Origin of the sequence: Shimia sp. (assembly GCF_022448905.1) — a bacterium.
Lineage (GTDB): Bacteria > Pseudomonadota > Alphaproteobacteria > Rhodobacterales > Rhodobacteraceae > Shimia.
This window is the reverse complement of the sequence record NZ_JAKVCW010000002.1, coordinates 56,602-70,446: the sequence shown is the minus strand read 5'-3', so window position 1 is coordinate 70,446 and position 13,845 is coordinate 56,602. Positions and strand designations below refer to the sequence as shown.

Sequence of the window (13,845 nt, the reverse complement as noted above, 5' to 3'; positions counted from 1 at the left end):
TGGTGTGACAGCTTCCAGTGGGGGGAGGTCAACACACAATGGGGTCACGAAGGCGTGAGCTTAGGGTGGGAAGCGGCCGGCATCCAGACACCGGTCGATATTTTTGCGCGACGCGCATATTTACACGAAGGAGGCGTGGCGGACACAACAGTTGGGGTTATATTTTTGGAGCCAAAAGCACTAATGATAAGGCGTATCGCATGGGCTTCGATGGTTTTTCGACGGTGTTTTAGGAGGGGATTCCCGGAGCGTAATTGGCCTGTTTGGGGCAATTGGATGGCTGATGGCTTCGATCAAGTCGTTCCGTTTTACGGGCTTTCCAATCACGCCATCAACGCCCGCGTTTAGGCATTTTTCGACCTGTTCTTTAAATGTGTTGGCCGTCAACGCAAAGATTTTGCAAGGCGCCAACTCCAGGTCGCTTTCCAGCTTTCTTATGTGCGTGGTTGCATCGATCCCATCCATCACCGGCATAGAGACGTCCATAAAAACCGTTGTGGGCCGGAGGGCTTTGTAAACATCAAGTGCCTCTAGGCCATTGCTTGCAAAATCCACCATAACCCCAGCGGTCTCTAACAGTTTTCCGGCGACGAGCCGGTTCGTCTTATTGTCATCGACGACAAGCACCCGCCCGGTGTTGGTTTTGGTTTCGCACGGCAGCGACCTCTGCGTGCCGTCACTCTCGGTGCGTGGATCAAAACTTTGAGGCATTGCGGAAAACAGGATTTGTTCAACTTCTTCGCTTCTTACCGGTTTGAGCCAGGTTGCCGAAAAGCTTGCCTTATCAGACCCCTTTGAAGAATAGCGCAGCGGGGTCGAGACCATCAGAGCATGAGCACACTCACCGGTTTGCTGTTCGAGCACCTTCTTTACAGATTGCCCGAAACAGTCGACATGATCTCCATCCCAGAGTATCGCGTTGAATTGTTCCTGGTGCGTCAGAATCCGGTTTGGATTATCGAACGTTACAACCCGACAGTTCAACGCCTTTAGCATCCTCTTGAGAGTTCCATTTGACTCTGTTTCAGGACCCACAAGGGCGACGTGCAGTTTCGGAGACGGCATAGGTCGCTGGCGCGTTTTTTGCTCTGAGCCCGGACATGCGGGCAAAGCGAGGGTTACGGTGAATTTTGTTCCTTCACCCACAGAGGAGGCAACCTCGATTGCGCCTCCCATCTGTTCTACAAGGGCCTTGGAAATCGCGAGACCCAGCCCGGTTCCTTCAACGGCATTTTCGGTGTCTTGATGGACTTGTTCATAGGCAGAAAACAACGTGTTCATCTGATCTTGCGGAATGCCGCGCCCTGTATCCACGATTGCCAGAGACAGCTGGGACCCGTCGTCGTCAGATTGATATGCCTCCCGCAGGCCGAAATGCCCTGTTTCGGTGAATTTTAACGCGTTCCCAAGGTGATTGAGTAGAACTTGGCGGACGCGTGCGCTGTCTCCAAAGAAGTGGCTCGGCACGGACTGTGGGTACTCAATCCAGAAGTCCAAGTTTTTATCATGCGCAAGGGGCTGTATCAGTCCTGCGGTCTCATAGATGGTATCTTTCAGCGAGAACCGCTCATGTGCAAAAGTAAATTTCCCTTCTGTGGCTTTGGAATAATCCAAAATGTCGTTGATGATGCTGAGCAGGCTGGTCGCAGACCCGGAAATGGTTTTGAGATAGGAACGTTGTTGCGGGTTTAAAGCGGTGTGTTGCAACACCTCTGTCAGACCAAGAATGCCATTCATGGGGGTGCGGAGTTCGTGGCTCATGCGGGCGAAAAACCTGTCTTTGGACAGGCTTGCTGCTTTTGCCTCCTCGTTGGCTTTGGCCAAATCCTCGGCTTTTTGCTCTAACTCTCTTTGATATTCGTAATACTGCGTTACATCCGAGCGCAGCCCAACAAGATCGCCGTTTTCACTTTCGACTTCTTGAATGCGGAGGTGTTTCCCGCTGGGCAGTTCACGTTCGACCGGCGCGCGCTTCCTATTTTCGCGGTCCAGCCGTTCCGCGAGCCAAGCCTCTTCTTGACCTTCGGCTTCGGGGTATTGGCCGTGCTCAAGCCCATATCGCATGATCGTTTCGAATTTCGCGCCCACTTTGATGGCGGGCGCGGAGTGCTTATAGAGTTCCGCGTATTTTGCGTTAAACGCGACCAAAACGTCGTCGCGATCAAACATCGCGAACCCTTCGGGAATGGAGTTGACCGCGTGTTCAAATCGAGAGGTCACGGTTTCCATCTCAGCCTGTGTGGCTGTTAATTGGGCCTGGAGATCTTCGCGTTCGGTGACATCCAAAAATCGGCCATAGATATGCGTGTCTGAGCCGCTATTCTCATCTAAGGTGGTGACTTCGAGGTCGAACCACAGAGGTTTTTGCTTAGGGGTCTGTGCTGAAAAGGCGTTCTTGAGCCGGGTTGGCCCTGTGACTTTTTCTGACAGGCCGTTTTGAAGGAAACCGGCTACGGTTTTGTCGAGGAAAGGCGGGGGCAATGGATGTTGCCGGGGGCCCTGAGTTTGCGGAAATAATTTGGAAAAAGCGGGGTTGTGCCAAGTGATTTTGGCATCAGAGATGGGCACGCCTTCGTTTGCCGACAGGACAAACGAGGGATCCTGCTGGTCCTTCAAAACCGAGAAGAGAAGAGCATTCAATGACACCAGTGCGTCCTTTCGAACAAGCCCTTTGATTTTCGGTGGATTACCTTAAGGAACTGTTAAGTGCTTTGCTTGACAGAGCTTTTGGGGGCATGTCACGAGTTTCATTGGCGCGATATTGCTGTGCAACGGCATCATTGGAAGTATTTGTTGGTGAGCGCGCCAAAGTGCTGGGTTTGCCAGAGCCCGTACAAACGGCGGCAGGGGAATGCTCCTATCAACCATATGCCGCTGAGGCACGGGGTATCCGGTGTGACATGCGGTGGTATGCGGCAGCATTTGCGGATTGGGAGGCTTCACAAAAAAGCCCCCGAACCGACGTTCGGGGGCTTTTTGTTTTTCAACCTAGCACCGAGGCTTACTTCAGCACGGAGCGGCCTGCGTATTCGGCGGTTTCACCCAGCGCTTCCTCGATGCGGATCAGCTGGTTGTATTTGGCCAGACGGTCAGAGCGTGACAGGGAGCCGGTTTTGATCTGGCCGCAGTTGGTGGCCACGGCGAGGTCGGCGATGGTGGCGTCTTCGGTTTCGCCGGAGCGGTGGGACATCACGTTGGTGTAGCGCGCGCGGTGGGCCATATCGACGGCTTTCAGCGTCTCGGTCAGGGAGCCGATCTGGTTCACTTTCACCAGCATGGAGTTGGCCACGCCTTGCGCGATGCCGTCTGCCAGACGGGTTGGGTTGGTCACAAACAGGTCGTCACCCACCAGTTGGACTTTGTCGCCGATCAGGTCGGTCAGGGCTTTCCAGCCGTCCCAGTCGTCTTCGTCCATGCCGTCTTCGATGGAGATGATCGGGTAGTCGTTGCAGAGGTCGGCGAGGTATTGCGCGTTCTCAGCGGAAGTCAGGGATTTGCCTTCGCCCACCATCTCGTATTTGCCGTCTTTGTAATACTCGGAGGAGGCACAATCGAGGGCAAGGTAGATGTCGTCGCCTGGCTTGTAGCCAGCTTTTTCGATGGAGGTCATCACGAAGTCCAGCGCCTTGCGGGTGCTTTCCAGAGCTGGAGCGAAGCCGCCTTCGTCACCGATGCCGGTGTTGTAGCCAGCGGCGGTCAGCTCTTTTTTCAGGGTGTGGAAGACTTCGGCGCCCATGCGGATGGCTTCGCGGATGTTGGCCGCGGAGACAGGCATGATCATGAATTCCTGGATGTCGATCGGGTTGTCGGCGTGCTCGCCGCCGTTGATGATGTTCATCATTGGCACGGGCAGAACGCGTGCGGAGGTGCCGCCCACGTAGCGGAACAGCGGCTGTGCGGTGTAGTCGGCAGCGGCTTTCGCAGCGGCGAGGGACACGCCGAGGATGGCGTTGGCGCCGAGGCGGCCTTTGTTTGGGGTGCCGTCCAGTTCGATCATCGCCTGGTCGATGGCAACCTGCTCGGTCACATCCATGCCGACGAGGCATTCCGCGATCTCGCCGTTCACGGCGTTCACCGCTTCCAGAACACCTTTGCCCATGTAGCGGTCTTTGTCGCCGTCGCGCTTTTCAACCGCTTCGTGGGCACCGGTGGAGGCGCCAGAAGGCACAGCTGCGCGGCCCATGGTGCCGTCTTCGAGGATCACGTCGACTTCGACGGTTGGGTTGCCGCGGCTGTCGAGAATTTCGCGGGCAAAGATATCAATGATGGTGCTCATGTCGGAGGATCCCTCGGATGGCTACAAATGTCGGGCGCAGCTATAGCAGGGCCGGGGCAAAAGTAAACGCATTTTGATAGCGCTAACGGCGGTTTTTCCACAGGTTAGGGCTAACAGTGACAGGAGGACGCTGTTTTGCTGGATTTCCCTAGGCTTGGGCCGGGGCGGCGGCTTTGGCGAGGCGGTGTTCACGCATAAAGGTGAAGAGGCCGGAGCCGATGATCAGCGTGGCACCGAGCATGGTGGGCAGGTCGGGGCGTTCGCCAAACGCGATCATGCCAACCAGGATCGAGAACAGCAGGCGGGAGTAACGGAACGGTGCCACAACGGAGGCTTCGCCAAGGCGCAGTGCGGTGACGACACCCCAGTAGCCTGCGGCGCCAAAGGCCACGGCGCCTGCCATCATGGTCAGGTGCGAGGTGGTAACCGTGGCGTAGTCGACGGCGTTGAAGAGTATCAGCAGCGGGCCCGCGAGGACCAGCGAGGCGAAGCTCTGGAAGGAGACCACAAAGAAGGACACGGAGGCGTCGATAGTGCGGGTGATCAGGTCGCGCAGGGCAACCACGATGACGGCGCCGAGAACCAACAGGGCGTTGGGGTCGAAGGCGTCGGTGCCGGGGCGGATGATCAGTAGGACGCCACTGAAACCGACCAGAATGGCAGTGAGGCGGCGCCAGCCGACTTGCTCGCCCAAAAAGAGCGCTGCGCCGAGGGTGATGACCAGCGGCAGGGTCTGGAACACGGCCGCGACCGTGGAAAGGTCCACGCGGGAGAGGGCGGTGGCAAAAAGCACGGCGCCGCCCGCTTCACAAGCGGTGCGCAGCAACATGCGTGGCGACCAGGCGGCGGGGGCCAAGAGGTTGTCGCCCCGTAGGATGGCCAGCACAGCAAAGACCGCTCCGGAGCCCAACCCCAAGGCCATGAGGATCTGGCCGACAGGGAGGGTCACAGAGAGGGATTTGATGAACATGTCCTCAAGCGTGAAGCCAAGCATGGCTGCCACAAGGATCAGAATACCGTGTACGTTCTGCATATTGTTACCTGCGCGTCAGATGGTTCACAGGTGAACAGCAACGGGCGACATGGCAAGCCTGTTTCCGACAAACGCGACCAAAGCCGCATTCATTTTGGTGATGTGGCCCATCACGCGCTGTGCAGAAATGGGCCAGTTTTTTAGTTTAGAGGGGGCGGATCTTCAGGTCGGTGATCCGGTTGGCCTCGCGTCCGGTGACCTCAAAACGGAACCCGTGAAAGGAGAAGACCTGTCCCACGGTGGGGATCATCTGCGCCTCATGGATAACCAGCCCGGCGATGGTGTTGGCCTCGTCATCGGGCAGGGACCAGTCGGTGGCGCGGTTGAGGTCGCGGATGGTCATGGCGCCTTCGATCAGGAACTGGCCGTCCTCGGATTTACGGATCGGGTGATCGGTGTCCTCGTCAAACTCGTCGGTGATTTCGCCCACGATCTCTTCGAGAATGTCTTCGAGGGTGATCAGGCCTTGCAGGGAGCCGTATTCATCCACCACCAGTGCAAAGTGAGCGTGGCGGCGCAGGAATTCGCGCATCTGGTCGTCCAGAGAGGTGGTCTCCGGCACGAAGTAAGGCTCTTTGGCAACTTCGGTCAGGTCGAAGGCCAGCAGGTCACGGGCGTTGGTCTCTTCCTGCACGGCGCGGGTGTACATGCTGCGGAACAGGTCTTTGGCGTGGACAACGCCGATGATGTTTTCCTGATCGTCTTTGTAGACCGGCAGGCGGGTGTGATTGCTTTCCAGACATTGTTTGAGAATGTCGGCAGGCGCGTCGTCGGCGTTGATCATCTCGATGCCGGAGCGGTGCAGCATGATCTCTTCAACAACGCGGTCAGACAGGTCCAGCGCGCCGAGAATACGGTCGCGGTCTTCTTTTTCCACAATGCCTTCGGAGTGGCCAAGCTGAATGGCTCCAGCGATCTCTTCGCGCACGGCGAGCACCTGGCTGTCCGGGTCGGTTTCCACACCAAACAGGCGCAGCACGCCGCGCACCAGCACGCGCACGGCGGAAACGATGGGGGAGAACAGCGTCACGATCAGGCTGATCGGGCTGGCCACGGTAGAGGCGGCGTCTTCGGGGCGGGTGATGGCGTAAGTCTTGGGAAGTACCTCGGCAAAGATCAGCACGAGAAGTGTCATAACCAGAGTCGCCAGAGCCACGCCGCCCTCGCCAAAGGCGCGGGTGAAGAGGGCGGTGGCCAGAGAAGTCGCGAGGATGTTCACGAGGTTGTTGCCCAGCAGCACGGAGCCGATCAGCCGTTCGTTGTCCTCTGTAATGTTGAGGGCCCGTTGCGCACCGCGGCTGCCTTTGTCGGCCTGCGCGCGCAATTTGCCACGAGAGGCCGCTGTCAGCGCGGTTTCGGAGCCGGAGAAGAAGGCAGACATCATCAGCAAAAAGAAAATCACGCCTGCGGTGATCCAGAATGCGGTGTCAAAAGTGGTGGTGGGCTCCATGGGGTCCTCTGAAATCTCAATCACTTAGGTTTATGGGGGCGCAAAGAGGCCGGATCAAGAGGGCGTGAAGCCCTTAAACCTTCTTTAGGCGGTTTGAACTAAGGGGGCGCCCAGTTCAAACACATATGGAGTGGGATCCAATGAAAGCTTTTGTATTTGCCGCCCTCGCGCTGCCAACCGTTGCCATGGCCGATGGGGCCAGCGTGTCCTTCCTGACCGAAGACTATGCGCCTTATTCCTGGATGGAAGATGGCCAGGCCAAGGGGCACGGGATTGATCTGATCAATGAGGTGGCGGAGCGCGCGGCGCTGTCGCATTCGGTGGAGATCACAAAATGGACCCGAGCGATTGCGCTGGCCGAGAAAGACGCGAGCACATGCGTGTTCTCCACTGCCCGCACCGCGGAGCGGGAAGCCAAATTTCAGTGGGCCGGGCCGATGTATGTCGAAGGCACCTATCTGATCCAGAAGTCGGGTACAAATGCGGATGTGTCCTCGCTGGAGCAGGCGTTGACCAAGTCGATTGGCACGCAGGTGGGTGATTTCACCGTTGATCTGCTGGAAGAACTGGGCGCGGCAAAAGTGGATGCGGCACCGGATCTGGAGAAGACCATGAAGAAGCTCGCGGCAGGCCGGTTGGACTACGTGATCCTTGGGCAGGAGAGTGCCAATGCGCTGACCGCCGAGGATGCGGGGCTGGAAATTGCCATGGAAGTGTCGCGCGATGAGTACTACATCGCCTGCTCTCACGACACGCCAGCGGCCGTAGTGGCTGAGATTGATTCCGCAATGGATTCTCTCATGGCAGACGGCACACAGGCAGAGACTGTATCGCGCTATTGATGCAAACCCACCACGAGAAGATTGTGGCAAAGTCGGGGCAGGCGCCCCGGCTTTTTTTATTGGGTTTCAGCGGCTTGTGATTTTGTCTGTGCGGCTAAGTCGCATGTTTACTTTGCCTTCAGACATGGCGCGCAGAACCGGGGGCAGAGATTTAAAGCGAGGAAATCCACCAATGAAAACTCTGGCACTCTGCGCACTGGCCCTGTCCACTGCAACCGTAGCACAGGCCGCGGACGTGAAGTTTTTTACGGAAGACTATGCCCCTTACAACTACGTCGAAAACGGTGAGCTGACCGGCCACGGTGTGGACATCATCAACGAAGCGTTGTCGCGCTCTGGTGTGTCCGCCGAGATGGAAGTGACCAAGTGGTCGCGTGCCATCACTTTGGCTGAGCAGGACGCCAACACTTGCGTGTTCACGACTGCACGTACGCCAGAGCGGGAAGACCGCTTCAACTGGGCTGGCCCAATGTACTCTGAGGCGATTTATCTGATCCAGAAGCCAGGCGCGAACGGCGACGTGACTTCTGTTGAGCAGGCACTGACCAAGAAGGTTGGCACGCAGACCGGCGATTTTGCTGTGGCGCTGCTCGACCGTCTGGGCGCAAGCGATATCGATCTGGCACCAGATGCAGAGATGACCTTGAAGAAGCTGGGCGCGGGCCGTGTGGACTACATGGTGGCGCTGGAATCTGCAGCAGCTGTGGCGATTGAAGAGGGCGGTTTTGAAATCGCCATGGAGATTTCCCGGAACGAATTCTTCCTGGCGTGCTCCAAGACCACAGATGAGTCCGTGATTGCCCGCATGGACGAAGCGATTGACTCGATCCTCGCTGACGGTACCCAAGAAGCCTTCGTAGCGAAGTACGACTAAATCTCTTTTGAGGTGACGTCGGGAAGGCCGGGCTATGTGCCCGGCCTTTTGTTGTCTGACGGTCATGTGATTGGCGCTTTGGGCTGGACGTCGTACACCTGCGGCAACGACTTGGCGGAGGTGGGCTGTGCGACATCAGGATTTGGGTGAATTGGCAGGGCCGGTGCTGTTGTTTGGCGGGCCGTATTCCAATTTGCAGGCCACGGAGGCGATTCTGGCGCAGGCGGCGGTGCTTGGGGTGCCCACTGGCAACGTGATTTGCACCGGTGATGTGGTGGCTTATTGCGCGCAACCAGCGGAGACTGTGGCGGCGGTGCGCGCGGCGCAATCTGTTGTGGTGGCAGGCAACTGTGAAAAGCAGCTGGCGGCCAATGCGCTGGATTGTGGTTGCGGTTTTGAAGCGGGTACGACTTGTGATCTTTTGTCAGCAGGGTGGTATGCGCATGCGAACGCAGAGGTGGACGCAGAGGCGCGGCGGTGGATGGCAGGATTGCCGGATGTTGTGACCTTTCAGCAGGGTGGCGCGCGTGTTGCCGTGATCCATGGCGGGGTGACCGATGTGGCGCGGTTTGTGTTTTCGGTGTCGCCGGAGGCTGTGTTTGTAGAGGAACTTGCGTCGCTTGAGGCGTTGGTTGGACCGGTGGATGTGGTGATCGCGGGGCATTCCGGTATCGCGTTTCAGCGGCAGGTTGGCGGCGTGACCTGGGTGAATGCCGGGGCTGTTGGCATGCCGGAGCATGATGGGCGGCCGGAGACACGGTTTGTGGTTCTTCAGGATGGCGCGGCGAAGATCAAAGAGTTGACCTATAATGCGGCGGCCGCGCAGGTTGCGATGCAGGCAGCTGGGTTGACGCAGGGCTATGATCGCGCGTTGCTCAGCGGCTATTGGCCATCTGAGGATGTGTTGCCTCAGGCGTTGCGCTTGCCATCTTTGGCCAAAGGGTGATGGGTGGTGACCAGCTCGCGCAGGCGTTCATCCAACACATGGGTATAGATTTCGGTGGTGGCAACATCGGCGTGCCCCAAAAGCGTCTGGATCACCCGTAGGTCGGCGCCGTTGGCCAAGAGGTGGGTCGCAAACGCGTGGCGCAGTGTGTGCGGTGTGACTTTGGCCGGGGAGACACCGGCGGCGACGGCCAGGTCTTTGATCAGCATGTAGAAACGGTGCCGGGTGAGATGGCCAGAAGCGCCGCGAGACGGAAAGAGGAAGCGCGAGGTAGGCTTGCCTTTGGAGCGGGCGATGTCCTCGGCGGCGTCGCGGCAGGTGAGCCAGGCGGCAAGTGCGTCCCGCGCGGGCGGAGAGAGCGGCACCATGCGTTCTTTGCCGCCTTTGCCCATCACCAGGAGCATTTGCGGATCGCCGCGGGCGGCGGAAACCGGTAGGCTGACCAACTCGGTCACGCGCATGCCGGTGGCGTAGAGCAGTTCCATCAAACATGTATTGCGCAGCCGGTCATCTGTGCTGCGCCCGTGGGTGCGGGCTGCGGCGAGCAGACCGTCGACCTCGGTGACTTCCAGTGTTTTGGGCAGACGCTTGGCGCGGCCGGGGCCTTTGATCTGGATCGCAGGGTTGTCAGTTCGCCAGCCTTGTTCAAAGGCAAAACGGAACAGTTGCTTGATGGCGGAAAGGCGGCGGGCGCGGGTGGATTGGGCGAGGCCCTGAGCGTCACAGAAGAGCAGGTAGTCTTCGATGTCGGATTGGGAGAGCGCGTCAAAGCTGTGGGATTTGCCATGGGCCCAGGTGGCGAAGTCGCGCAGATCGCGGGCGTAGGCGGCTTGGGTATTGGGCGACGCGCCAAGTTCAGCGGCCTGCGCTTCAAGGAAGGTGGCAATCCATTGCAGCCTGTCAGCGGGCGCCGTCATAGATCAGCCTCGGGTGTCCAAAAGCGCCACTTGTAGCGCGGCGCGGCGGGCGGTGTCTTCCAGACCCACTGCGCGGAAGGTGGCGAGGGCTTCGGTCAAGGCACCGAGGTTGCCGGCGGCACCGTCATCCATCAGGTCCATCGCCGTCAACAGGCTTTCGCCCAGTTGGCCACGGGCCAGCATGGTGGAGATTTCTTGTGGCACACCGGCGTCGTGGAAGGCGTCGGCGATGGCGCGGTGCACCGGATCGGTGGGCGTGCGCGGTGGGGCACCAAGGGCCAGTCCAGCAAGGAAGTCGCGTGGGCCGGAGCGGGCGGCGCGTTCGTAGTCGGAAGACAGTAGCGCAATGTCGCGAGCTAAGCGGGCGGTGACGCCTTGCAGGGGTAATTGTAGAAGTTGCGGGCCGTAAAGGCGGGCAAAGGGCACTTCGAGGTGGACCTGCTGCATGGCGGCCCAGGCTTGAGGCAGCGTGTCAGAAACGTCGCGGATGTCTTGTGCGGTCATAGCGCGGTCAAAGGCTTGCAGTGCGGCGACACGGTCCCAGATCATGCCAGATGCGGAGGGGGAGCCTTCGGTGTAGATGCCAAGCAGGGCGTTTTCGTGCAGCGCGGAGGTGCGGGCGAGGCGTTCGGCGGCCTCAAGCTGCGCTTTCCAGCCGGCGGTGTCGCGCAGATCGGCATGGGCGTAGGGGCGCGGCAGGCGGGCGGCGGTTTGGCCTTCGCCGATGGCTTCATATAAGCGGAACTTGAGCGGGTCGGGGCCGTTGGCGGCCACCAGAAGCGGCTCGCCTTCAAACAATTCGGGATCAAGGAAGCGCAGAAGCAGCGCGTCCATTTCCTCAGAAATCAGACCGAGGGCTTTGGCGGTGTCCAACGTCAGCGCCGCAGCACGCCAATCGCCGGCGCGAGCGGTGCAGAAGATACGGGAGGCGTAGTCAGTGGCAAGATGCGGCGCGGCCATAAGGGCCTCGCAGGCGCGGGTCTCCTGGCCCATCAGGAGGGTGACATCAAACCAGCGTTTGAACAGCGACGGTGTTGTGGGACCTGCGCGTTCCAGCAGGGCTTCGGCCTGTTCCAATGCGCCCATCTCGACCAGTTTGTCGACACGGGCCAGCAGGAGTTCGTTGGTGACGCCGGTCTCGCGCGGGGCGTCGGCCTCGGCCAGCAGCAATGTATAGAGAAGCGCCTGCATGGCGGGTAGCACCTCGGGGCGCTGCGCATCCACCAGTTCGGCCAGCGTGTCCGCGTCAGAGGCGGACCAAAGCGAGGCGGGCAGGCCGGTCACGTTGGAAGGCAACAGGCCCACGGCGTCCTGTGAGGTTTCCGACAGCGGGCTGACATTGATGGTGGGCGTGGAGACGCCTTTGCTCACCGGATCTTCGGTGAGTGGCAGTCCCATGTCGAGGGTCACCGTGGGCGTGTTGTCGAGCCAGTCGATGGCGGAGAGCGGTGCGTCCTGTGCATGGAGCGGCGCGGTGCCGAGCAAGAGAGCGGCGACTGGGCTGCGAAGCGGGCGGATCACCTGATTATTGCCCCGTCAGTTCCAGAGGAATGCGCACCTCGGCCTGTGGCGCGGAGAAATCCGCGCCAAAGATCGGCCCGAGATAGGCGTAAGCTACCAGCGCAACTGCTGCCAAAACCACTAGAAACAACAAGGCTCGAAAGAGTCTGCCCATAATATCCTCGATTATCCTGCCTGTTTTTTTTCAACTTATAACTGGCCTTTTGGGCAAGATCACGTCATTCAATGCGCAAACCACACTTTTGGGCAAGGCTTAGCCGATAGCGGGCGTTTGATGAGCTATGATTTGAAAAAAACCGTTGTGTTTGTTGGCATGATGGGGGCGGGAAAAACCGCTGTTGGTAAGGCTTTAGCGGCCAAACTTAATGTGTCTTTTATCGATACCGACGCGGAGATCGTGAAGGCGGCCAATATGAGCATTGCCGAGATTTTCGAGCGAGATGGGGAAGCGTTTTTCCGCCTAAAAGAGAGTCAAGTGATTGCCCGGCTGCTGGAAGAGGAGCGCTGCATCCTGTCTACCGGTGGTGGCGCATACCTCGCAGAGGGCAATCGGGCAGAAATCTCCAAACGTGGTGTTGCTGTCTGGCTGGATGCGGATGTGGAGCTGCTGTGGAACCGTGTGAAACACAAAGACACGCGGCCGCTGTTGCGCACGGACAACCCGCGCAGAACGCTGGAAGAGATTTTTGATGCGCGGGTGCCGCTCTACAGCCTGGCGGATTTGCCAGTGAAAGCGGAGGCCGGCTTGAGCATTGAGGAAATGGCAGATCGGGTGGCTCAGGCGTTGTTGGACGCGCGCCCCGATGTTTTGGCGGAGACATAAGCCGTGATGGAAACCGTACACGTCGGTCTTGAGGGCCGGGAATATGACATTCACATCGGGCCGGGGTTGCTGACACAAGCCGGAGCATTGATTGGGCCAATGCTGGCGCGCAAGCAGGTCTGTGTGGTCACGGATGAAAACGTCGCGGCGCTGCATCTGGAGACGTTGCGCGATGGGCTGGCGGCGGATGGCATTGCCATGGAAGCGCTGGTGCTGCCTGCGGGCGAGAGCACCAAGAGCTGGGCTTATCTGGAGCAAACCGTTGAGTGGTTGTTGTCGCAACGTGTGGAGCGCAAGGACCTTGTGGTGGCGCTTGGTGGCGGTGTGATTGGGGATCTGACCGGGTTTGCGGCAGCGATTCTGCGCCGTGGCGTTGGCTTTGTGCAAATCCCAACCAGTCTTTTGGCGCAGGTGGACAGTTCTGTGGGCGGCAAGACCGGCATCAACAGTCCGCTGGGCAAGAACCTTGTTGGCGCGTTTCATCAGCCGCGTTTGGTGCTGGCGGATATTGATGTGCTGGGCACGCTGACGCCGCGCGATTTCCTCGCCGGTTACGGCGAAGTGGTGAAATACGGCATGCTCGGCGATGCGAACTTCTTTGAGTGGCTCGAAGCACAGGGGCCTGCACTGGCGGCAGGGGATGAGGCAGCGCGGATTGCGGCGGTGAAGCGGTCTTGTGAGATGAAGGCTGAGATTGTGATGCGCGATGAGACCGAGCAGGGGGATCGCGCTTTGCTCAATCTGGGGCATACGTTCTGTCACGCGCTGGAAGCGGCCACGGGATATGGCGACCGCTTGCTGCATGGCGAAGGCGTGGCCGTGGGGTGTGCTTTGGCGTTTGAGTTGTCGATGCGTTTGGGGCTCTGCTCGCAAGAGGCGCCAAGCCGGGTGCGGGAGCATCTGCGGGCTATGGGCATGAAGGTGGACCTCAAGGACATTGAGGGCGAGCTTCCTGATGCCGATGGGCTGCTGGATCTGATGGGGCAGGACAAGAAAGTTGTGGATGGTCAACTGCGCTTCATTTTGGCGCGCGGGATCGGCGAGGCCTTTGTGACCGCAGATGTGCCGCGTGATGTGGTGCGCCAGCTGCTGCAAGAAGAGCTGGCGCGGCGGTAAGACTGTCGACAGTTGAAATCGAAAGCCGACCCAGTGGGTCGGCTTTT

Annotated in this window: 12 protein-coding genes; 5 read left to right on the top strand and 7 right to left on the bottom strand. The window is 59.1% G+C overall.

The features are described from left to right. Positions 1–180 precede the first annotated feature (180 nt). From MK208_RS02050 to MK208_RS02035, 4 genes are all read right to left on the bottom strand, one after another. Entirely contained in the window at positions 181–2,646 is a 2,466-nt protein-coding gene (locus MK208_RS02050; RefSeq protein WP_294113403.1) for a response regulator, read from the bottom strand. A gap of 355 nt (positions 2,647–3,001) precedes the next feature. After that, positions 3,002–4,276 carry a phosphopyruvate hydratase gene (eno, locus tag MK208_RS02045; RefSeq protein WP_294113401.1) on the bottom strand — a complete coding sequence of 425 codons (1,275 nt, stop codon included), beginning with the start codon at positions 4,274–4,276 and terminating at the stop codon, positions 3,002–3,004. 148 nt (positions 4,277–4,424) lie between these two features. Next, a complete protein-coding gene (locus MK208_RS02040) occupies positions 4,425–5,309 on the bottom strand; it encodes a DMT family transporter (protein WP_294113399.1) in 885 nt (294 codons plus the stop codon). Between the two features lie 145 nt (positions 5,310–5,454). Next, positions 5,455–6,759 (bottom strand): HlyC/CorC family transporter, encoded by a 1,305-nt coding sequence (locus MK208_RS02035; protein WP_294114093.1) that lies wholly within the window; start codon positions 6,757–6,759, stop codon positions 5,455–5,457. Positions 6,760–6,899: 140 nt separating this feature from the next. Between MK208_RS02035 and MK208_RS02030 the strand changes: the two genes are divergently transcribed. From MK208_RS02030 to MK208_RS02020, 3 genes are all read left to right on the top strand, one after another. After that, complete coding sequence (locus MK208_RS02030; RefSeq protein ID WP_294113396.1) at positions 6,900–7,601, top strand: transporter substrate-binding domain-containing protein; 702 nt, start codon at positions 6,900–6,902, stop codon at positions 7,599–7,601. Between the two features lie 172 nt (positions 7,602–7,773). Further along, positions 7,774–8,475, top strand: a complete 702-nt coding sequence (locus MK208_RS02025) for a transporter substrate-binding domain-containing protein (RefSeq protein ID WP_294113393.1) — start codon at positions 7,774–7,776, stop codon at positions 8,473–8,475. Between the two features lie 127 nt (positions 8,476–8,602). Beyond that, a complete protein-coding gene (locus MK208_RS02020; protein WP_294113390.1) occupies positions 8,603–9,421 on the top strand; it encodes a metallophosphoesterase family protein in 819 nt (272 codons plus the stop codon). Here MK208_RS02020 and MK208_RS02015 read toward each other — a convergent pair. The 3 genes from MK208_RS02015 to MK208_RS02005 are packed head-to-tail and all read right to left on the bottom strand — an operon-like array spanning position 9,385 to position 12,013. Further along, on the bottom strand, positions 9,385–10,338 hold the full coding sequence (locus MK208_RS02015) for a site-specific tyrosine recombinase XerD (RefSeq protein ID WP_294113387.1): 954 nt from the start codon (positions 10,336–10,338) through the stop codon (positions 9,385–9,387). The genes MK208_RS02020 and MK208_RS02015 overlap by 37 nt on opposite strands. Before the next feature lie 3 nt (positions 10,339–10,341). Beyond that, the gene (locus tag MK208_RS02010; RefSeq protein ID WP_294113383.1) at positions 10,342–11,859 is read right to left on the bottom strand and encodes a hypothetical protein; all 1,518 of its coding nucleotides are present in this window, start codon (positions 11,857–11,859) and stop codon (positions 10,342–10,344) included. A 4-nt stretch (positions 11,860–11,863) separates the two neighbouring features. Beyond that, on the bottom strand, positions 11,864–12,013 hold the full coding sequence (locus tag MK208_RS02005; protein WP_283426350.1) for a hypothetical protein: 150 nt from the start codon (positions 12,011–12,013) through the stop codon (positions 11,864–11,866). 120 nt (positions 12,014–12,133) lie between these two features. Between MK208_RS02005 and MK208_RS02000 the strand changes: the two genes are divergently transcribed. Both MK208_RS02000 and aroB read left to right on the top strand, forming a co-directional pair. Further along, positions 12,134–12,682 carry a shikimate kinase gene (locus MK208_RS02000; RefSeq protein WP_294113375.1) on the top strand — a complete coding sequence of 183 codons (549 nt, stop codon included), beginning with the start codon at positions 12,134–12,136 and terminating at the stop codon, positions 12,680–12,682. Positions 12,683–12,685: 3 nt separating this feature from the next. Continuing rightward, a complete protein-coding gene (gene aroB / locus MK208_RS01995; RefSeq protein ID WP_294113373.1) occupies positions 12,686–13,798 on the top strand; it encodes a 3-dehydroquinate synthase in 1,113 nt (370 codons plus the stop codon). Positions 13,799–13,845: the final 47 nt, after the last annotated feature.